Below are 21,230 nucleotides of genomic sequence, written 5' to 3'. Positions count from 1 at the left end.
ACGCAAAGCGAGCATCAGACGGAAGCAAAAGATTGCAGGAATGAGCAGTGAATACCTGGAAAAGGTACTCAATGCTGGCCTCAACAAATTGGGTGAATTTTAACAATATGTTCACGCTCTCGCCCTGACTGATATCCAATAAAAAGAGGGAGGCATCATGCCTCCCTCACTCTTTAGTCCTTATACCTCGCGGGTTGGGACTCAAACTCTCTTAACTGACTTGCATTAAGCCCTTGTAGCCCGCTTTCTTATGCCAGAGCCGTAAGCAGTCAGAGCGGGGTTAATGGGATGGGCGGTGGACCTGGGGCGTTCAGTTTGTTTATCGCGCTCATATACGCCATCATTACTCCCACTTGGCCGCTGTAGTTACGCAGACTGATTTTCCCCGCCAGCCATTGTTTAAACCGGCGCATCGCCGTTTGCGCCAGCGAGCGACGGTAGAGTTGCACTTATACCTGTCTCTACCTGTCTCAGACGGTTCATTTCTGCGGTCACTTTTGTCGTGTATAACGCCAACGACGATCTATTTTTAAAAAAATTGACCCACATCCCAAAAACATCTGATTTTTAGCAAGTAAATGATAAATCACTCACATTTTTTAACCTCATTTGGTATTATCAGTGGCATGATCCCCATACCTAATTCAGCGCATGCCGATAAAGACATCGTCCTGCCATGAGGGCGCAGCAATCTAAGCGTAAGCTTCATCAGATACCTCCCGAATAGACAGTGGTGTCCGGGAATCAACAGCCACCTATTCAAGCAGCTAGCGGGAAAATTCAAACATTTTTTGGGGTGTTTAAGTCAATGAAAAAACTATCATTTATTGCAGTGGCACTGCTTGCAACAACCTCTGTCAATGCTGAGATCATCAAGATCCCAACTCAATCTGGTTTCTCAGGTTTTGTCATAGGGGGGGTCGGCACCCTTGAGTACAAATCGAATATGTACAAAGGCCCGAATGATGACAATGACCGCCATGCTGGCTTGTTCAACTCACCAGAAAGCCACTCTTCTGTGACGCCGATTTTTGGTGCAGATCTCCGTTATACATTTGCAGAGACGCGTACTCAGCTGTTCCTTGGTAACCTTATCCAAGATGCGGTGCGTTTTGACTTCACCCAGCAATTAGGTGTGCGTCAGCAGATGGGAGATAAAGGGATTGTAGCTCTGGCTTACGTTTTCCCGCTGCTGCCGGCAGATACTTGGTCTGACCCCTATGCAGAAGGCAATCGCCATGAGACAGACATGAAGTCCGGGGGGGGCCGTTTAGCGTGGGATCAGATTTGGGGAACCCATTTCAACACTTCCTTCACCATGCGCAAGTTCGATATTTCTGAGGAGCTGAGCGGTCAGAGCCTGGGCCTCAGCAGCGCACAACGCGACATGCTAGATCGCAACGGCACCACCAGTGATGTTACTCTGTCCTATGACTGGATCTTTACCCCCGGCCACGTACTGCGCCCAGAGCTGGTATACAGCAAGGGTAGTTTCGATGGCAGTGCCATGAGCTATGATAAGACCCAAATCCTGCTGTCTCACGGCTACAACAACAGTCAGTGGTCATTGGTCAGCAACATCTATCTCGGCCAAATGAGCTACGATGAAGTCAATCCCATCTTCGGTGACAAGGCTGATTCTGACGAGTTTGGTATCAGTGCAAGCTTCTTTTGGCACCGCTTGTTTAACGTGAAGGGACTCAACGGATTAATCAGCGCCTCTTATAGAAAAAGTGACTCTGACATCAACTTTTATGATGCCAGTATCAGAAGTATCAATACTGGTCTGGTTTATCATTTTTGATGAAATGGGACCCCACAACGCCAGCTGCAATGCTGGCGTTTTCAATAGGGGTTGAACGTCCCCACACCGCGCAGATTTTTTACAATACATATAGTGTCACTTTAAGAAAATCAGTCAGATGAGTCTGACTTCACTGTGCTTTCTGACGGGGCGGGTGGTATTGCTGACACAGCCATTGACCAGGGCGCAGAGCGGCATATTCATCAACTCGAACAGGGAGTCGGGCAACCCCTGAGTTGCTCGCAAAGTCAGGTTGAAAATACGCTTGATCATCAGGAAGATGAGATGGCTTGGCCGGTATAGACCTGACTGCGGCCCCGCCTCCCCAGTAGGTTCCGTTCAAACCGCATCGATTTGGGCAACAATGCCTCTTCCAACTCCTTGAGGAAGCTATCAGGGAGTCATCCATCCCCGAAAATGTTAGCAAGAACAGTGAGCCGTCCCCATTGCACTCGGGTTGCCGCTCATGATGGGCGACCATGAAAAAAGCCGGCACGGGGCCGGCTTGCAAAGGGGAATTGCGCTTAGTGAGCGGTGGCGCTGGAGGCGCCGAACCCGGTTTGTGAGCGGACGAACTGGGGCAGGAACTTGGCGTGTTCCTCGGCTGCATTCTGCGACTTGTCGGTGACCGAAAACAGCCAAATCCCGATGAAAGCCACTGCCATGGAGAAGAGGGCAGGGTACTCGTAGGGGAAAATGGCCTGGGCATGGCCCAGCACCTTCACCCACACGGTCGGGCCCAGGATCATCAGGCTGACCGCACTGATCAGCCCGAGCCAGCCACCGTAGACGGCGCCACGGGTGGTCAGGCGTGACCAGAACATGGAGAGGAACAGCACCGGAAAGTTGCAGCTGGCCGCGATGGAAAAGGCCAGGCCCACCATGAAGGCGATGTTCTGCTTCTCGAACAGGATCCCCAGACCAATGGCGACCACCCCCAGCACCACAGTGGTGTACTTGGAGACGCGCAGCTCGTCGGTTTCGTTGGCCTTGCCCTTCTTGATGACGCTGGCATAGAGATCGTGGGAGACAGCCGAGGCGCCCGCCAGGGTCAGGCCAGAGACCACCGCCAGTATGGTGGCGAACGCGACGGCCGAAATGAAGCCGAGGAACAGGCTGCCACCGACCGCATCGGCCAGGTGAATGGCCGCCATATTGGTGCCGCCCAGCAGGGCGCCGGTGGCATCCTTGAAGGCCGGGTTGGTGCTGACCAGCAGGATGGCGCCAAAGCCGATGATGAAGGTCAGTATGTAGAAGTAACCGATGAAGCCGGTGGCGTAGAACACGCTTTTGCGCGCTTCTTTGGCATCGCTCACGGTGAAGAAACGCATCAATATGTGGGGCAGGCCGGCGGTGCCGAACATCAGGGCCAGGCCCAGCGAGATGGCGGAGATGGGGTCAGCGACCAGACCGCCCGGGCTCATGATGGCGATCCCTTTCTCGTGCACCTTGACCGCTTCGCTGAACAGAGCGCCGATATCGAAGTTGACCGATTTCATCACCATGATGGCCATGAAGCTGGCACCGGAGAGCAGCATCACCGCCTTGATGACCTGCACCCAGGTGGTGGCCAGCATGCCGCCAAACAGCACGTAGAGCACCATGAGTATGCCGACCAGCACCACGGCGACGTGATATTGCAGGCCGAACAGCAGCTCGATGAGCTTGCCTGCTCCCACCATCTGAGCGATCAGGTAGAGCGCGACCACCACCAGAGAGCCGCTGGCGGAGAGGGTGCGAACCTCGGTCTGCTTGAGACGGTAGGAGGCCACGTCGGCAAAGGTATATTTGCCGAGGTTGCGCAGCCGCTCCGCGATCAGGAACAGTATGATGGGCCAGCCCACCAGGAAGCCGATGGAGTAGATGAGGCCATCGTAGCCTGAGGTGTAGACCAGGGCCGAGATGCCGAGGAAGGAGGCGGCGGACATGTAGTCACCGGCGATGGCCAGCCCGTTCTGGAAGCCGGTGATGCGACCGCCGGCAGCATAGTAGTCGGAGGCCGAGCGGTTGCGCTTGGAGGCCCAGTAGGTGATGAACAGGGTGCCTGCCACGAAGATCACGAACATGACGATGGCCGAGATGTTGAGGGGCTGGCGATGGACTTCACCAGTCAGCGCGTCGGCCGCCAGCAGGGGGGAAGAGGCCAGCGAGGCCAGCAACAGCAGAGACTTGCCTTTCATGACTGTACTCCCTTGAGGATCTTCTGGTTCAGCTCGTCAAACTCGCCGTTGGCCCGGAACACATAGATGCCGGTCAGCACGAATGAGGCAAGGATCAGCCCCACCCCGACCGGGATGCCACGGGTGATGGTGGAGCCTTCGCTCAAGGGGGTGCCGAGCCAGTCGGGGGCAAAGGCGATGAGCAGGATGAAGGCCAGATAGAGCCCCAGCATCAGGATGGAGAGGGTCCAGGCGAAGCGCTGACGTTTGGTGATCAGCTCCTGGAAGTTGGGATCTTGCTGGATCCGGAGATAAGTTTGCTGTTCCATTGCAGTGCTCCATGACATTGAGTGTCAGCGGTGGATGAAGGGAGGCCCCTACCGAGCAGCAGAACTGCTCATGTAACTGAAATGTGAATTAAATGTTTCTTGTGGGCAATTAGACTTTGGGATAAGTCAATGGGCCGCCTTGAGCCAGACGCAGGTAGATGAGGCCTGCCGTGATGGCGTCACTCAGGGCGTCGTGAACGGGCAGGGGGGGCAATGCCAGATGCTGGCAGATGGCGGCCAGATGCAGGTCGATGGCCGCGTCGGGATAGCGCCGATAGAGGCTGTCGTGATAGAGGCGGCTCACCTCTATGCCCCGCTGGGGCAGGGTTAGCCCCCACAGTTTCTGGCAGGCCAGGTTGAGAATGCGCAGGTCGTAGGCGATGTGATAACCCACCAGTTCGCGCGGGCCGATAAAGTCGAGCAGCAGGCGCAGCGCGGCTTCCAACGTTAATCCCTGTTGCAGATCCTGATGACGCAGGCCGTGGATCACCACAGACTGCGTGCTCAGACTGGCGGGCGCTTGCACCCGCAAGGAGAGGGCCTCTCCGGTGATCAGCCGGTTGCCCTGGATGCGCACTGCGCCGATGGAGACTATCTCCGCCCGCTCGGGATCCAGGCTGGTGGTCTCGAAATCGAGGGCAATCCGCTCATCGCCCGGCGGTAGGGTGAAGAGTGGAGCGAACTCCCCTTCACGGAAAGCGCGGCCAAGCCAACGGCGTCGCCAGTGGTTCCACATGCCTATTGTCTCAGACGAAAGTGCAAGGTGAGCCACTGCTGGAACTTCTTCACCTGATGCAGCGCCTGGCGCAGTAGATCCCGCTCGCCGTGACTGAGCTCACCTATCTGCACCCGGCTGTCGCCCCCCTTGAGCTGGCTGCGCAGCCTCAAGCGGATAAAGAGCCGGAACGCCTCCGCCAGATTGCTGCCATAGCTGGCACTGAGCCGATCGCACGCCACCAGCGCCTCGATACGCCCCAGGGTGGAGGTCTCCAGAATGGCCGCTTCCAGCGCCAGCATGCGGATGCCGTGCACCAGAGGGAAGAGGCCACCCCGCTTGAGATCCAGCCCATCCGGCGCCCGCTCCAGCCTGCCAAACAGGGTGAGCGGGGCATGAAAGGCTACCGCCGGCCGCACCATCTCCGCCAGCAGATCCCGCCGATCGGCCAGTTGCTCCCGCAGCTTGCGGGCGATGGGAGGCAGCAGGTTGCGATCCCCGGCGATAGGGTGGGCATCGGCCAGGGTGGCGAGCCAGAGCAAGTCGGCCTCGCCCGCGTTGACGCAGGCCCGCTCAATCTCCTGTTGCCACTCGTTGACCTCTTTCACCCAGTTCGGGTTGTTGACCATCACCCGGCCGGGGCAGGGCGGATAACCGAGCCGTTCCAGCAGGGCGCTGAAGGCGGCCAGATCCGCTTGCTGATCCGGCCAATGCAGGCCGGCGGGCAGGATCAGGGCATTGTCCTGATCGGTTTTCTGGATCTGCTCGCCGCGTCCCTCCGAGCCCAGCATCAGCAAACACACCTTGTCCTGTACCTCGGGGGGGATCAGCAGGGCAAAGGCCTTGGCGATCAGCTGCTCGTTGATGGTGGCGATGAGCCTCATCAGGAAGGCGGTGTGGATCCCCTGGGCAAACAGCGAGCGGGTCAGTTGCTGCTGCTCGCGGGCCACCGCCTCCAGCGCGGGCAGGGAGTCTGCCCGGGCGATGCGCAGGGTCAGCACGTGGGAGTGAGTCGAGAAGAGCCCCAGCACCTGAGTCAGTTGCAGGATCCCCGCGACCTCGTTGCCACGCCACACCACCAGTCGCTTGATGCGATGACGGGTCATCAGCAGCAGGGCATCAAACAGATAGCTCTCCAGCGGCAGACCAATCAGCTGTGTGGGGGTCAGCACCGAAAGGGGCGCGGTGAGCGGCAACCCCTTGAGGGTCAGGGCGTGGAGCAAGGTCTTGCGGGTTGCCAGGGTGAGCGAGCCGTCGTGGGCGGGGTAGAGCAGGCAATCGGTGCCCTGCGCCACCATGGCTTCGGTGGCCGCCAGCAGGCTGAGCCGGTTTTCGACGACGAGCGGCGCCTGCAGATGGTCGGGTTCTATTCTGGTCAGAATAAATTCCGCCAGATTTTTCTGGCCCAGCCGTTCCCTTTGTGCCTGCTGTTGTTGCCGCTCGGCCAGATTGGCGGTGAAGTAGTTGGCCAGTGCCGGCGTCTGTTCGCAGAGGGCCAGAAAGGTGTGGCGGGGGATCAGCTGGCAGAGTGTATCTTCCAGCGCCGTGAAGTTGTGGCGGCAGCGGCCGTCAAACTGGGCCCGCACGTCGAACAGATCATCGACCCCGTAGTCACCGAAGTGGTGATGAGGCGCGGACTCCTCTACCGTCCCCTTGATGATGAGATAGAGGCCTGGCGGGACATCGCCGGCATTGAGCACCACCTGGCCCGCGCGGAAATAGCAGATGGAAAGGCTCTGCGCGAGCCGCTGGTGCGCCTCGACGTTCAGGCAGTCAAACGGCGGGCGGGCAAAGTTGAACAGAGTGGTCATGGCAATCCTTGGCCGGTGGCGTCAGGTCAGTCTGACAAAGCGGTGGCGTGTGAGCTAGCCGACTTTAGTCGCACGCAGCATCTGCAACGGGAAACGGATGCCCTCACTGTACCTGGTGATCACACTCTGATAACGTTGTGGTATGACCAGTGAGTCAATGACAGGGATCAAGGAGAGGACAAGGGAGATGGAAAAACCAAGGGTCAAGTGCGAGATCCGGGACGGTATCGCCGAAGTGATGCTGGCGCGGGGGGACAAACTCAATGCGCTGGATAGAAGCATGTTCGGCGCCATCGACGAGACGCTGCGCCAGCTGCAGCAGCACAAAGGGTTGCGGGCCGTGATCCTGCACGGTGAGGGACGTGCCTTCTGCGCCGGACTGGATGTGAAGTCCATGCTCAAGCAGCCGGTGGCGGCGCTCGACATCCTCAAGCGTGAGGCCGATGAAGCGACCAACCTGGCCCAGCGGGTGGCCTACGGTTGGCACCAGTTACCGGTGCCGGTGATTGCGGTGACCCAGGGGGTTTGTTTCGGTGGCGGCCTGCAAATTGCGCTGGGGGCTGATTTTCGGTTCAGCACCCCGGATTGCCGTTTCTCGGTGATGGAGATCAAGTGGGGCATTATTCCCGACATGAGCGGCAGCGTCACCCTGCGCAACCTGATGGGGGTGGACACGGCCATGGAGTTGGCAATGAGTGGGCGCGAGCTGGATGCCGTTGAGGCCAAAACCTTCGGGCTGGTGAGCCGGGTCTGCGAGGACCCGCTGGCAGAGGCGCGCGAGTTCGCCAGGACGCTCATCACCAAGTCGCCAGACGCATTGGCGGGGATCAAGCAGCTCTACCATCAGGCTTGGGCGCGCAGCGATGAGGTGATGCTCAAGGAAGAGACCCGTTTGCAGAGACAGATCCTGGGGCGGCCCAATCAGTGGCGCGCCACGTTCAACAGCCTGTTTCGCTGGCGCTTGCCATTCGGGCCGAGGCGCAATCCGCTCTGACCGCGAGCAGATAAAGTGCAAAAGAAATGGCAGCCGAGGCTGCCATTTTTATCGATGTCTTATGTCATTACGGTTCAGGAGATCTTGCGATCCGGCTCGAACGGGTGGCCGGCCTTCTCCTGTTCCAGGTTGTCTTCGGAGCGGTGACCCATCCAGTAGTCGGCGTTTTTGATGCCGAGTTTTTCCGGGTGGAACACGGGGTCCTGCCCCTTGGCCTGCTGGGCTTCATAATCCCGCAGGCAGGCGAAGGCGGTCTTTTGCAGCAAGAGGATAGCGATGATGTTGAGCCAGGCCATCAGGCCGACCCCGATATCACCCAGCCCCCAGGCCAGATCGGCGGTCTTGACGGTGCCATAGACGGTGGAGGCCATCAGCGTCAGCTTGAGCACGAAGGTCAGCCAGGGACGGTTCACCTTACGGTTGATGTAGGCGATGTTGGTCTCGGCGATATAGTAGTAAGCGACTATGGTGGTGAACGCGAAGAAGAAGAGCGCGATGGCCACGAACATGCTGCCAAAGCCGGGCATCATGCTCTCCATGGCGGTCTGCACATAACCCGGGCCCGCTGCGATGCCGGCAATACCGGTATAGAGGGCGACGCCATCCGGTCCCTGTACGTTATAAAGGCCTGTGATGAGCAGCATGAAGCCGGTGGCAGAGCAGACGAACAGGGTATCGATATAGACGGAGAACGCCTGAACCAGACCCTGTTTGGCCGGGTGGCTCACCGCTGCTGCGGAGGAGGCGTGTGGCCCTGTACCCTGGCCCGCTTCGTTGGAGTAAACCCCGCGCTTGACCCCCCACATGATGGCCAGACCCAACACGGCGCCAAAGCCGGCATCAAAGCCGAAGGCACTCTTCCAGATCAGCAGGATCACGCCCGGCAGGGCCGTGATATTGAGGGCGATGATGACGCAGGCCACTATGATGTAGCCCAGCGCCATAAAGGGCACCACTGTACTGGCGAAGCTGGCGATCCGCTTCACACCACCGAAGATGATAAAGCCGAGCAGCAACGCCAGAGCGGCGGCGGTGACGTTCGGATCGATATCAAAGGCAGTTTGCAGGCTGGAGCCGATGGAGTTGGCCTGCACCCCCGGCAGCAGCACGCCGCAGGCGAAGATGGTGGCGATGGCGAAGGTCCAGGCATACCACTTCATGCCGAGCCCTTTCTCGATGTAGAAGGCCGGTCCCCCGCGGTATTCGCCGTTGATCTTCTCCTTGTAGACCTGACCCAGGGTGGACTCCACGAAGGCGGAGCTGGCGCCGAAGAAGGCGACCATCCACATCCAGAACAGGGCGCCCGGGCCACCGAAGGTGATGGCCGTGGCGACACCGGCGATGTTACCGGTACCGACCCGGCCAGCCAGGGTCATGGCCAGCGCCTGGAAGGAGGAGACACCGGCATCAGTGCTCTTGCCGTCAAACATCAGCCGGATCATCTCCTTGATGTGACGCAGTTGCAGGAAGCGGCTGCGCAGGGAGAAGTAGAGGCCTACCCCCAGACACAGAAAGATGAGCGCTGGGCTCCAAATTACCCCATTGATGGCATTGACGATCTCATTCATGTACAACAACTCCTTTGTCGTGCTGTCTTGGCGGGGTCTGCGCCCCGCTCCCTTAAAATAGTGGGTGACCAAGAGGGTCATTTCATCGTGTGCGGGACTTTCAACTGCCAAGTCCGCGGGTTTTAACATATCCATTTGTTCGTGGGCTTCCCAGCGAAATATGTTGTTAACTTGTTAATTTGTGAATTGACATTAACAAATGGCCAATTTGACTGGACACAATACGGCATAAGCCCCTTATCATCGTCGTTTGCGCCTCGATGTATGGAGGGGGCTGAGACAGAGCAAAATGGAGGCCAACGATGAAGATGGACAGTGAAGAGTGGCAGATCCGGCCCGCCGCGCAGGCGGATGCCGATGCCATGGCGCAGCTGTTCGGGCAGCTCGGCTATCCGGCCAGCACGGCCGAGGTGGGCGAGCGCGGGGGTAGGCTGGATCCGGCTACCGAGGTGCTGCTTGCGTGTCATGGGACTGACGTGGCGGGTGTGCTGGTGTGGCACCGCCTGCGGCCATTGCATGTTGCACCAGACTGGGGCCTGATCTCGGCGCTGGTCGTCGATGAAGGTGCAAGGGGGGTGGGTGTGGGGGCTGCCTTGCTGGCGGCGGCAGAAGCCAGCGCCCTGGCGCAGGGTTGCAGCCAACTGGAGTTATCCAGCAGTCTCAAGCGTGAAGAGGCTCATCGCTTCTATCTGGCGCAGGGCTACCTTGAACGCCCGAAACGGTTCGTGAAATTATTCTGATCAGCAAGAGGAGTCTGCGTGTTCTGGTCCAGGTTATGGAGTCTGTTTGGTGGCGCATCCCGGCAGGAAGAAAATGCCCCGGGAGCGTTGGAGTGGCAGCAAGCACTGGCGGCCGTGCCCATTTTGCAAGGATTTACCCGCAGTGATCAGCTGAGGCTGGTTGCGCTGGCGCAGCAGTTTCTGGCTCGCAAGACACTCACCCAGATTGGCGTCGAGCTCACTCCTCGCCAGCAGGCGGTGCTGGCCCTGCAGGCCGTGCTGCCCATTTTGCATCTGGGGCTCGACTGGTATTGCGGTTTTCACGAAATCATCCTGATCCCCGAGCCGGTAACTCGCCGTCAGGAAGTGCAGGATGAGTTCGGTCTGGTAAGCGAGTGGGAAGAGGAGAACGCCGGTGAGTCCTGGCCGCAGGGGCCGCTGGTGCTGGCCTGGAGCGAGTTGCAGCAGGATGGGGATTGGGATGGGTTCAACCTGGTGATCCACGAACTGGCCCACAAGCTCGACATGCTGGGGGGGGAGGCTGATGGTGCGCCACCACTGCCGGCAGGCATGGATGCGCGCCAGTGGACCCAGGCGTTGCAGGGGGCATTCGATGCCATGAACGCCCAGCTGGCCCGCGACGAGGTGACCGCCATCGATCCCTATGCCGCCGAGCATCCGGCCGAGTTTTTTGCCGTGTGCTGCGAGAGCTTTTTTACCGATCCGCTGCGCCTGCAGCAGGTCTATCCCGCGGTATACCGGCAACTAAGCCAGTTCTTTAGCCAGGATCCCGCCCTGCGTTTTCCGGCGACCCGCTTGTTGGCGGGAGAGGCGCAAACGGGGTCACTTGTCTGATAACCGATCCGCAGATGATGTAATCTGAATAGCAAAAAGGCACCCGAAGGTGCGTTTAAAAAATGATATAAGCACATGAAATAAAAGGATTTATTTCGCTCGATGTCCACACGTCGACCACATTGAGAAAAAATCAAAGCCCCGCATGTCGGGGTTTTGTTATCTGTGGCTATCAACTGCCGCGCTTCGCTTGCCACCCTGCACGAAGAGTAAAACGCAACAAACTGTCTTACTCTTCGTGCAGGGCATATTCATAAAAACGGCATGTTATAGCTTCAATTTATTCTTTTTTCGTTTGTAAACATAAGACACGAGCAATAGAGATAAAACAAAACACAAGGGGGTGATCAGATAAAGTATGAAATCAAAATAGTATGCAGCATATGTTTCACCAACATAGTGTCCCTTTAATATATATTCTTCATATAGACTAAAAATTGGTTTGGTGATTGTTAGTATCGATAGAAAAAATAAAGCTAAAAAAGTGAGAGTAACTACGACAATACGCATCATTCTGACATATCCCAAAAAAGAACTTTTGATGCACGTTTCAGATTAGACATTGATAAATATTGCTCTGAAACATCAGGAAACGTTAGTCTCATTCGTGAAGCGAAAAAACCTAAGCTTGCCAGTCTGTTATTTTTCCAAAGGTCAATATGGTCTCCTGTTCGACCACTTTCCCCGGGACGTTGCCAATAATTTTGAAAGAAAACGATACCTTGCTTTCCTGATATTTTCTCTTCAAAATCAGCTCCAGTCATTACAGTCGCAACTGGGCAGCTTGCAAAGGGCCTTTTTGCAAGATAATCAGCAAGCTCTTGAGCCCTAATGGCATGAATTCCTTTACCTTCGGGGCTGGGTGTTGGGCAACGCCAACAACGAGTTCCCCTGAATGACTTCATTAATACGCCATTATCGTATAATGCTTGGCTAACATTGATGGCACAATAATCGCTGAATATATCATTACCTGTACTAGGGTCTTTATGCGTTATGCTACCTGTTGGATAAGCACCCCATAACTTGTCAAAGCTTATTACATTATGCTCAATTGTTTTTATTGAGCCTGTTTTATCATTGGTTCTTATTTTAAATGCAGTGTTAGGCACTTATCATTCCCTCCATTAAGGCCAATGCCTCATCTCCCCAATAGATAGCAAACTCGCCTTCTTTTTGTGTCTTAATTCTTTTCGTTAGTCCCGCACTATCTGTTCGGCCAGAGATAACCTCACCAGCATCATTTATCGCATAATATGGATAATCTGATACTGGTTTATCGGCTGCCATTAGTTGAATTTGTTCATCAAATGACAATGGGGGGATAAATCCAACGGAGCTTTGACTGTTTGCTGAAACTGACATGTTCCCAACAATAACGGAGCTATCGCCAATGATAACACCACCGCAGTCAATAGCTGCTCCGGTCATGGCGATGGGCTTACCATTAATCAGTATGTTAGATATCCCTGAATCAATCGCGCGTGGATGAGGCGGATTGTTTGGCTTGTCATGTGGTTCTAAAGGGTCGCCAACACGCGCAACGGGCATACCATCTATCATTACATCTGGTGAACCAGCAGTGATCTTTGTCGGCTTAAAGCCATCATGGTCAGTACCGATGTTTCCTACTATCGCTGCCTTCATGAAAAGCTCCATTTGAGGTTTAATTCGTGATGGTATCTCCATCTTGCAATGCATTCAAATTTTCGTTATTTCAGTTTTTCGCCATGTGAAATGCAGCGTAACTAGCTGAATTTAATAGGTTTTACTGCGATTCTTTCGATGCATCGACCAATGCCACGATAGCATAAATGTTCACGGAAAATTGATTTTTCCCTTTTATAACAGATGGTTATATTTTCTCTCACTCATAGAGAAACGTTTCAAAAATGCGATTTGCTGCAAAAAACTTCACTCCATTCAGTTTACCTTGGACAAGAAAATCCTAGATATCACGCGCCCTGAGAGGGGGTTATTGCAGGAATCTGTTTTTGCAAAAATTTTATCTCATGGAGCGCGCAGGCGGGAGCGGATGAGCGCGGATTCCGTGACGTAGCTCTGTCAGTGTCTTCTTTTGAGGGGCTAAAGACTCCGCTGATATGGGAATGCTCTGTGCCAGGCTCTGGAGGCTGCTAATAGCCCGTAGGTTTTTTTTGATGGTCGAGATCCCTCTATCTGGCATGATCAAACAACCTTGGTTTTCAGTATCTGGTTTTGAAAAATGGGTAGTTCATGAAACATATAGGAAGGGAGGCCGAATAGTAATGACTATTCTTTTTAAGAAAAAGGTTATGTTGCCCTATTTAATTTAAATAGGGCAACGTCATGTCATTGTTTTGTCAGATATAGATACTCGGATTCGATCTTTTTAAAATCTACTGGAGATAATAAACGACCTTTATTTAGAGTAATCACATGTGCATTTTTTTCAAAAGAATCCAGGGATGAATTATGCATTCCACATAGGAATATTTGTAATCCATCAGGAAGATCAGTGTTTATTACGGTTACGATTCTATCGTAATTCTTTAATGCCTGCTCCTGCTGATTAGGTGTGTCGATTACAAATGGAGATATAACTTCATTATTCGCTTTGTTAATTTGATTTATAATTGCAACGTGATAAGCAAGGGCGGCTCTAGTGCTCTCTGCTGCTCCACCGCTTTGAAATATTTTCTTATGGTCTGTAGGGGACTTTATTTTATTCAAATTAACAGCTGAAGCGTCCAAATCTCTTATTGACTTTGACAATGAACCGCAAAAGAAAGCATCTAATTCAGCTTTGTATTCTTTAGTCGTTAGTTTGTTTTTCTCTTTGTTTATACTTTTTTGGAGTGCACTATTTTTATCATGCTCTGCCTGTTTAGCTGTTTTTGTAGCTTTGACATTAATTTTCACAATGCTACTTGATATAATATCAAGAAGTCCTTTTTTGAAACCTTCAGTGGTTTCCGTATCTGAGTTTAAATATAGCTCTACTTCGCTGGTGGTTAACTCAATCTCTTTAGAGATGCGAGCTATATCTGCATCAACATACTTGATGTCATTAATGATTTCAGTTGCTTGGTCATGTATCTCTTGAACATCATGTAATATAGATGCTCGGCTTACAAGAGTATTATCATGCTGCACACCACAGAGCGGACATTCTAGTACGTCACCATGAATATTCTCGACGGTAAATGTATAGTCCTTATCAAGCTCTACAGCAACGGATTGTGCAAAATTTAATTGATTCTCCAAATCAAACTTTCTAGTTTTCAGATGGGCAAGTGCTTCCAAGGATTCTTTCTGATTAGTTAAGAGGGGGATTAAAACTGTTTCTGCTTTATCTATTTCTAATTTTAGATCCTCCTCTGTTATTGGAATGCCAACGCCTTTTGAGTATTGGTCAACCACATCAATCGCAGTATCAATTCGTTGAATATCATCACTTATCTTCTTATTCTTTTTTTCTATCTCAAAAGCATCTTCTTCAAGGTTGAAGTAATCAGGAGAAAGATACCCTGTATGATATTTAATTATTTTTTGTTGCCATCTTGCATATTGTGATAAATTATTGAATGAATCCCATGCAGCTGACCAGCTTTTCTTTTGGTCTATATAAAATGGTAAAAAATAATATGCGGGCGGTGGTGTTTCTAAATCAGGGTTATCGTCACTACGATTTATCAGCTTTACTTTAAAACCAAGTAAATCAGCAAGCGTCTGAGAGTACTCACCCGAAATTTTTGTGTATTTTTTTAACTTCTCGTGTTTCTTTCCAAAAAAGATGATGTTGCCTTCTCTAGCGACGGTATAGTCATCATTCTCGATGGAGAAATCAAGAAGAACCTTGCAACCTAACGATATCCAGTTGTCATCAAGCACGGGCTCACAACCTAACCCCCAAAAAATATTTTTAACTAGGGTAGACTTACCAATACTATTGTCGTCTCCCGTTATCAATATATGTTTCTTCGGGAACTCGAACTGATTCGCGCATTTTGTAAAACTTGACACTAGAAGCATTCGTTTGAATTTCAAGGTTTTCATTTTTCTTATTCCTTAAGTTTCTCACTAACATTCTGTAATTGTTTTTTTGCTTCAAAATTTCTCCTTACAGCGTAGCTAGTTCATAAATTATATAAGCTGATATCTCATCTTCATTTTTAAATAGAGCACTATCACTCCCCATTTCCATGAGACCCTTGATTGCGTTAAAAAAATCAATGGTCGGGGAGTTAATATATTTATTTTTTTCATTTTCAATGGCAAGATTTATTATTTTGCTCTTTTCTATATCTAATCTATCACTTGCACTTACTTTTGTCATTGCAATTGTCCTAACTATGCTGGATATGGCATTTTTCTTTAAAGTAAAAAATCCCATTTCAGCCAAAATATCTTTCCCGATTAAAACTATCTCATCAATTGATGCATCCTTGGTGTAAACGGAGATAGTATCCATTAATTTTTTTGAAGTGATGCCTTTTTTCTCAATAAGCATGTCCCAGTCACTATAATCCTCAGTAATGGAACCTTTGATGTGAAGTTCATCAATCAAACTTCTGTATATACTCACCGAATTACACATGCTGCTTGGATAAATAGAATTAACAAGCTCAGCTATTTTTGAAATACCGTACTCTCTATGATTATCTATCTTCATTTTTGGAACAATGAACCCAAGATTGCTTGGGATTTCATTGATTTTAATTTCGTCAGAAAGAGATTGTTTGAGAGTTGCCAAACAACTATCACTCAGATCCCCAGTAGATATAATCTCAAGCTGCAAATCTTTTTTCATTGGCAGGGAGAAGCCTCCTGACGAGACTAAATTGACGGCGATAACTTGCTTAGAGTACATCTTGTCTTTGACTGATAGTAACAATTTTCCTAATACAGAGTTATTACTATCCTTGTCAATTTTTACTAGATTCTCTGGCGTGTATTTTTTCTGTACGTTTTTAATTTGATTAAACTCAAATGTAGCATCACTTACATCTAGCCCATTCGAAACCAAGACATCCTCATGAAACTCTATGAATATTGCAAATTCTTTTTTTTCCATCTGCTTATCAATAAGCTTGCATAAGGCCCAATGATATTGGTAGTCATATTTTGCGAATGTGGTCGCCCCAGATTTTTCCCTTTGCTGTTCTGCTAATATATTTGTTCCCATAAATAGCCTGTCGTCGAATGGGTAAAGTTTGACTTCATATGCTAAGGCTCCCTTTGAGTAACGGCAAGCTAGGAGATACAAAAACTGCGGGATTGTTCACAACTAGTGTTCCCCCTTCCTCAGAAGTGGATTACTTGAAGATGAGAATAAGCCCTCATTGATGGACGTTTTTCTAATAGTACAGTTATTGCCAGAGCTCCAAGGAGCGCAGCTGGCGCCGCTTGAGGGCACCTCGCTACGCTCGCCAAACCCTGCTTCGCTTCGCTCGCTCAACACCTCCTCGGCGCTCTCTGCGGGCTTGTCGCTCGCTTTGCGGCGTAGCACCCAGCCATCAAGGCGGGTGGCCTTAACGGCGCTGCCAGCAGCCACACCCACAAGCCGGATCACGTCTTCCCCGTACTTGTTCTTGGCGAGGTCTATCAGGTGATGCAGCCGCACGGGCCGAGCATCCCGTGGGCACACGGGGCCGCCCATCGAATAGGTAAACTCCTTCCAGTTCGCCGCGTCCGCATAGCGGCGGCACTCCTCCATGATTTCGCTTTCAAGCGGGGCCACCGTGCGCCCTTCCTTCTCTTGCACTCGCCCAGGTAGTCGCCGCAGCTCCCGCCACACGCTCACAGATGGCCCGCCCAGCTGCTGAAACTGGCGCAGGCCCCAGAGGGACGCCCACGCCCTGACCCGTCTTGCCCCTTCACTGGCGGCGGTTTCGGCCTCAAGGTCGCCTTCATCCCCTATCTGGTGGCCATCTATGTTCTTGGCGATGTATTTGACGATGTAGCCCACGGCCCCGCCTTTGGCCGGATCCATGACCTTCCAGTCAAAGCGCGGGGTGATGTCGCTATAGGGTCGCTTGCTCACCGGATGGCGCTTGCGCTCAAGGTCGCCCTGGTCATGGCTCAGGGCATAGCGTTGCATCGTGCTTATCAGTTCATGCTGCTGTGCCGGATTGACGAACAGCAGCAAGTGCCAATGGGGTGTGCCATCGTGGTGGGGCTCGACTACCCGAAAGCCGAAATACTCGATACCACGGCGGGCAAGTGCGGCGCGGCAGCGCTTCCAGAGGGTGCCTAGATAGGTGTTGGTGTCGCGGGGAGTGTGGCCCTGATACTTGGGGTTTTCCGTGGTGCGGGCGGGTTGTCCATGTCCCTGGGGGGTTGTCTTCCACGGGTGATATTGGCTCGGGGCTGTCCAGGTGAAGAACAGGCCCACATAACCCATTTCGTCCGCTGCATCGGAGAAGCCCCGCGCCCTCACTACCAGTTCATCACGGCGGTTTGACGGGTTGGCCATTGAGCTGGCCACGGCATCGGCCAGAGAGATAGTAATGTCGTGTTCTTCGTTGTGCGCCTCCATGCTCTTTAGCCACTGCTCGGCGGCCAGCTGGCGCTCATTGAAGGCCCGCAGGGCGTAGCTGGATACATAGGGCGACACACCGCGCCGCACCTTGCCAAGCAGGATGGCGCAGTGCTCCCGATATTGTTCCCAGAGCTTGCGAAATTTGCGCGCCCACCATTGCGGGTCAAGCCAGCGGATAAGGTGGGCCGCAATGAAGGTATCGCGGGCCTCGGTGCTCTTGAAGCGCGGCAGAGTGGGCAGGAAGCCCCAAGGTTTGAGCGGCTGGCCACAGACCCGCCAGAGGTAGGTGGCGGGCATGGTGTCGGCTTGGCCATTGGTGGCCGCATCCAGCAGGCGCTGGACCCGCTCCACGTAGTTCATGGCCAACCGTTCGCGGTGCTCTTTGCGTTGCAAGAGCTCCAACGGTTCGGGGAAGTCGGCTTGCACCTGCCGGAACACTTTCACTCGGTCGGACAACCAGATATTGGCGTCCTTGCAAGCGCTCCCTTTTAGGATGGCTGGCACTCGACGCACACAGTAGCCAGCGAACAGCTCGCCGATAAGCTCGTCGGGTAGTTGTACTGACCCACCTTTGCCGCGTTTGATGGAGAACATCAGCAGGTCGAGCGCCCAATCTAGGTCATAGGCACCTGGAATACCGATGAAGTAGGAGCGGATCACCTCCTCACTGGCGGGGGTGTTGTGGTTACGCTGGCGAAGGGGCTTATTGGCCTCGTCGAGCGGGTAAAACGGCAGGCGGTGTAAGCGCAAGATGTGGGTCATCTTGGTCACCCGCGCTCGCAAGACGGCGGCGGACTGGTTGCGGCGGGGGCGGCCTTTGTCGGTGAAGGTGCTCAGGGGGTTATTCATACCAGCCCCTCTACGCTTGCCCGCAGCGCCCTGGCGTGGGCGGTGGCCTTGGTGTGGGCTTGGCGCAAGGTGGCGCGGGTTAATCGGCACATCTGCAACAGCACCCGCGTTTGGGCCCTGTCACGTATCCCCCTGACCCGTCGCCGGATACGCAACACGGCAAGGCGTGATTGCAGGGTATAAAGGCGGTGATGGTCTTGGCGCAGGGACTCCCCCCAGAATGCGGACAAAACGAGTCCCTCCGCTTGCTGGGCGGCATTGAATTTGATAATGTTCATTGGCTATCTCTTGTCGTGCTTGATATGGGTTAGCTAAAGGGGAGCCACGCAACGGCTCCCTTTGTCTTTTCTGGCGTTCTGCCTCGCTTGCTCTCCTCTTCCTTGTTTGCCTCTCCCGTCCGGCCATTTGTCCGGCGCGGTCGGCTTTTAATCCGCGCCCGCTCGCTCTGTTGTGATAAGCGTGTGAGCACTGGGGGGAGCCGTTATCGGCTCCCCCCTTCACATGGTCGGCTTATTCTTCCAGCTCCCGCTGCAAGCACTGGCGTTTGCCTGGGCTATTGCACAGCGCCAACAGGTCAGCCGCTTGCGGGCGGGTCGAGGTGGCCAGCACTTCACGGGCGGCGGGCTTGTCCCCATCCAGTGCCACCTGCTCGCCACTCATTGCCTCTTTGAGGGCATGGGCCAGCTCGTTCTGTGCCCACTTGCGCGCCCCTTCCTGCCCCATGATGGTGGCCTTGGCGTGGGTCAGGGCGGCCAGTTCGGCCAGTCGCCCCTTGAGCCCGTTGAGGATGGACGGCATCACCTTGTGGTCGAGGTAGCTTTCATAGCCTCCAGCCACCATGCTCTGGGCGCTGTTGACCGCCAGCTGGGTCTGATAGAGCGGCATGGCCAAGCGCTTTTCCTGACACTCCGACAAAGTGGTCGCCGCCTTGGCATCTTCCAGCAGTTCCCCCAGCTCGCGGTATTCCCGCGCCGCTTCCAGTGACACAACCCCGCCCATCAACTGATTAATGCGCCCCTGGCGCAGCTCTTCGCGGCGCTCCTTGGCGGGCGGGATTTGGGCCAGTAAGGCTTTGCGTTGTTCACGCAGTACCTGAATTTCGCTGTCCAGCTCCATCAGCTTTTGATACTCGCTTTGGAAGAGGGCCACGTGCTCATCCAGTCGGCTGGCACGGGTGGCAGTGGGAGCGTTGGGCAGTCGGGTCATGGGGACAGCTTGCAAGGTCTGTTGTTGCATGGGGTTACTCCTCGGTGGCAAGGGTGATGGCATCAAAGGCGGCGTAAGCGGTGGGCTCGCCCAGGGCGTAGGACTGGGCGCGGTTGTAGCGAATGCCCCAGCTGGCGAGGTCGTCAATGTCCCCCGCGTTGAGGCGGTGGGTATGGTTGACGGTGAGCACTTGCAGGTTCTCGACCAGGGTGATGGCCAGATAGGTGCTCGGCATGTGCTGGTGCGAGACAAAGCCCAAGTCGGCAATCTTCATGCGCTGGGTTTTGTCCCGTACCTGTCCGGCCTTGAGGTAGGCTTTCTGGTGGGCGCGTAGCAGGTCGCCGCCGACCATCACCACCAAGCGCGAGTCTTGGCGGTAGGCTGGCGGCAGCTTCTCAATCAGGGCATAGACCATCGCGTCCAGGTCGGTGAAATCGCCCTTGCCGCTGGGGTCGAACGTCACGGCATTGCGCAGCACTCGCAATCCTTCGGGGTCGGCGGCCTTGGCCAGCGCAGGCCAGCCCATCATGACGTCTTCCCCGTTCGGGTTGGCCTCGGGGTCGGTGTTGACGGCGGCGGTCTGGCCATGAAAGCCGACCCGAATCAGGTCATCCGCAAAGGCAACCAGCGCCAGCTCTTCGAGCAGGTTGTTGGCTTGGCGCTGGTCGAGCCCTGCCAGCATCTGGGCCAGCTGTTGCCACGTCCAGATGGCGCTGCTGTCCAGCTCTTCGTATTCGTGTTCACGCTTGCTTGGCTCGGCCCGCACCAGAAAGCGCCCTTGTGCCTTGCGGCCACTGCGCAGGGCTGGCTTGAGCGGGTCAAAGCGCTGTGCGTGGGGGTCATCCACGCCCTGGATAGAGACCATCCACAGAAACGGGGCAGCCTGTAGCATGGCCGCTGTCAGGGCCATACTGGCGGCGTTGTCAAGGTTGCCAAAGCTGGGTTGAGGCGCAGGGATAAAGCTCAGGCGCACATCGCGCAGCAGGTCAGATAAGCTCATCGGGTGGGGCTCCTTAGTAAATGCGGTAATGGTTGGCGTGGGTGGGGTCGTCACTGCGGTCAGCAGCGGGGGCGCTCGGCTGGTTGGGTCGATACGGGGTGAGGCTGTCGAGCTTGCTGCAAAGGGCCGTCACCTCCGCTGACAGGGCCTCTATCTGGCTAAACATCTGCTCGGGTTTTGATGTCCGGAAAGTGGGTTTTGCAGGCACAACGGGCGCAGAGACAGGCACCAGCAGGGGACGCCTGCTGGGCGGCTTGGCGCTAAATTGCAACTGGGTGAGCCCCGTCAGGGTCGGCTGGTCAGTGACGGTCACGCCGGACAGATACCACTTGCCAGTGCCCGCGAAATTCTCACTGGCCTCAATGGCGCAAAAGGCATGGGTGCCGCTGGTGTTGAGCTCTATCAGTTCCAGAGTGGGGCACAGCTCGGCCAGCAGCTTGAGCTGGTCGCCTTGCTCTTGCAGTTTCAGGGCGTGGACGTGCCCCAACGGGCGACCCCGTACCCCATCTGGCCAGAGGTTGGCCACGTAAAAGTTCGGGTCGTACGTCTCGGCCAACTGGCGCAGACACTCGGGCGTGATGGTGCGGCCATCCAGTGTTCGCCCCGTGCTGGCGATACAAATCCAGCCTGTTTTTACCTGACTGCTCATCCTGCCCTCCGCAGTGTTACCGTGGGTTTCTCGCGCTCTTGCGCGGCTT

General features: G+C 54.3%; 18 protein-coding genes and 1 pseudogene. 4 read left to right on the top strand and 15 right to left on the bottom strand.

The genetic code is table 11. From position 1 onward, the window contains the following. Window positions 1-808: 808 nt before the first annotated feature. Window positions 809-1,804: a DUF2860 family protein gene (locus GWQ22_RS10910; protein ID WP_275930316.1), complete on the top strand. Its 996-nt coding sequence runs from the start codon at window positions 809-811 to the stop codon at window positions 1,802-1,804. Between the two features lie 183 nt (window positions 1,805-1,987). Here GWQ22_RS10910 and GWQ22_RS10905 read toward each other — a convergent pair. From GWQ22_RS10905 to GWQ22_RS10885, 5 genes and pseudogenes are all read right to left on the bottom strand, one after another. After that, window positions 1,988-2,130, bottom strand: a pseudogene (locus GWQ22_RS10905) (transposase); the annotation flags it as partial. A 198-nt stretch (window positions 2,131-2,328) separates the two neighbouring features. Continuing rightward, window positions 2,329-3,984 carry a cation acetate symporter gene (locus tag GWQ22_RS10900; protein ID WP_275930315.1) on the bottom strand — a complete coding sequence of 552 codons (1,656 nt, stop codon included), beginning with the start codon at window positions 3,982-3,984 and terminating at the stop codon, window positions 2,329-2,331. After that, window positions 3,981-4,292, bottom strand: coding sequence for a DUF485 domain-containing protein (locus tag GWQ22_RS10895; RefSeq protein WP_275930314.1), 312 nt, complete (start codon window positions 4,290-4,292; stop codon window positions 3,981-3,983). Before GWQ22_RS10895 ends, GWQ22_RS10900 begins: the two co-directional genes overlap by 4 nt. 109 nt (window positions 4,293-4,401) lie before the next feature. Continuing rightward, window positions 4,402-5,028 (bottom strand): 3'-5' exonuclease, encoded by a 627-nt coding sequence (locus GWQ22_RS10890; protein ID WP_275930313.1) that lies wholly within the window; start codon window positions 5,026-5,028, stop codon window positions 4,402-4,404. A gap of 2 nt (window positions 5,029-5,030) precedes the next feature. Continuing rightward, window positions 5,031-6,818: a putative nucleotidyltransferase substrate binding domain-containing protein gene (locus tag GWQ22_RS10885; protein ID WP_275930312.1), complete on the bottom strand. Its 1,788-nt coding sequence runs from the start codon at window positions 6,816-6,818 to the stop codon at window positions 5,031-5,033. A 187-nt stretch (window positions 6,819-7,005) separates the two neighbouring features. On the opposite strand from GWQ22_RS10885, the gene GWQ22_RS10880 reads away from it, so the two are divergent. Next, a complete protein-coding gene (locus tag GWQ22_RS10880) occupies window positions 7,006-7,812 on the top strand; it encodes a crotonase/enoyl-CoA hydratase family protein (protein WP_275930311.1) in 807 nt (268 codons plus the stop codon). A 74-nt stretch (window positions 7,813-7,886) separates the two neighbouring features. On the opposite strand, the gene GWQ22_RS10875 is transcribed toward GWQ22_RS10880, so the two are convergent. Further along, complete coding sequence (locus tag GWQ22_RS10875) at window positions 7,887-9,380, bottom strand: alanine/glycine:cation symporter family protein (RefSeq protein ID WP_042037424.1); 1,494 nt, start codon at window positions 9,378-9,380, stop codon at window positions 7,887-7,889. Between the two features lie 302 nt (window positions 9,381-9,682). On the opposite strand from GWQ22_RS10875, the gene GWQ22_RS10870 reads away from it, so the two are divergent. Next, window positions 9,683-10,120 (top strand): GNAT family N-acetyltransferase, encoded by a 438-nt coding sequence (locus tag GWQ22_RS10870; RefSeq protein ID WP_108535741.1) that lies wholly within the window; start codon window positions 9,683-9,685, stop codon window positions 10,118-10,120. A gap of 18 nt (window positions 10,121-10,138) precedes the next feature. Then, entirely contained in the window at window positions 10,139-10,954 is an 816-nt protein-coding gene (locus tag GWQ22_RS10865) for a M90 family metallopeptidase (protein WP_275930310.1), read from the top strand. Between the two features lie 509 nt (window positions 10,955-11,463). Here GWQ22_RS10865 and GWQ22_RS10860 read toward each other — a convergent pair. The 9 genes from GWQ22_RS10860 to GWQ22_RS10820 all read right to left on the bottom strand — a co-directional run bounded on the left by GWQ22_RS10860 (window position 11,464) and on the right by GWQ22_RS10820 (window position 21,181). After that, on the bottom strand, window positions 11,464-12,066 hold the full coding sequence (locus GWQ22_RS10860; RefSeq protein WP_275930309.1) for a type VI secretion system amidase effector protein Tae4: 603 nt from the start codon (window positions 12,064-12,066) through the stop codon (window positions 11,464-11,466). Next, window positions 12,059-12,601: a type VI secretion system PAAR protein gene (locus tag GWQ22_RS10855; protein ID WP_275930308.1), complete on the bottom strand. Its 543-nt coding sequence runs from the start codon at window positions 12,599-12,601 to the stop codon at window positions 12,059-12,061. Before GWQ22_RS10855 ends, GWQ22_RS10860 begins: the two co-directional genes overlap by 8 nt. 684 nt (window positions 12,602-13,285) lie before the next feature. Further along, the gene (locus tag GWQ22_RS10850; protein WP_275930307.1) at window positions 13,286-14,992 is read right to left on the bottom strand and encodes a hypothetical protein; all 1,707 of its coding nucleotides are present in this window, start codon (window positions 14,990-14,992) and stop codon (window positions 13,286-13,288) included. Window positions 14,993-15,056: 64 nt separating this feature from the next. Then, window positions 15,057-16,121 carry a DUF4297 domain-containing protein gene (locus tag GWQ22_RS10845; RefSeq protein ID WP_275930306.1) on the bottom strand — a complete coding sequence of 355 codons (1,065 nt, stop codon included), beginning with the start codon at window positions 16,119-16,121 and terminating at the stop codon, window positions 15,057-15,059. A gap of 102 nt (window positions 16,122-16,223) precedes the next feature. Next, window positions 16,224-18,326 (bottom strand): replication endonuclease, encoded by a 2,103-nt coding sequence (locus GWQ22_RS10840; protein ID WP_275930305.1) that lies wholly within the window; start codon window positions 18,324-18,326, stop codon window positions 16,224-16,226. After that, complete coding sequence (locus GWQ22_RS10835) at window positions 18,323-18,604, bottom strand: hypothetical protein (protein ID WP_275930304.1); 282 nt, start codon at window positions 18,602-18,604, stop codon at window positions 18,323-18,325. The genes GWQ22_RS10840 and GWQ22_RS10835 overlap by 4 nt, the downstream gene beginning before the upstream one ends. A gap of 232 nt (window positions 18,605-18,836) precedes the next feature. Then, complete coding sequence (locus tag GWQ22_RS10830) at window positions 18,837-19,562, bottom strand: hypothetical protein (protein ID WP_275930303.1); 726 nt, start codon at window positions 19,560-19,562, stop codon at window positions 18,837-18,839. 4 nt (window positions 19,563-19,566) lie between these two features. After that, window positions 19,567-20,532, bottom strand: coding sequence for a P2 family phage major capsid protein (locus GWQ22_RS10825; protein WP_275930302.1), 966 nt, complete (start codon window positions 20,530-20,532; stop codon window positions 19,567-19,569). 13 nt (window positions 20,533-20,545) lie between these two features. Next, the gene (locus GWQ22_RS10820) at window positions 20,546-21,181 is read right to left on the bottom strand and encodes a GPO family capsid scaffolding protein (RefSeq protein ID WP_275930301.1); all 636 of its coding nucleotides are present in this window, start codon (window positions 21,179-21,181) and stop codon (window positions 20,546-20,548) included. Window positions 21,182-21,230 lie beyond the last annotated feature (49 nt).

The organism is Aeromonas sp. 1HA1, assembly GCF_029237385.1.
GTDB classification, from domain to species: Bacteria; Pseudomonadota; Gammaproteobacteria; order Enterobacterales; family Aeromonadaceae; genus Aeromonas; species Aeromonas popoffii.
Note: the sequence above shows the minus strand (reverse complement) of the source record. Positions and strands in the feature narration are given on the sequence as shown.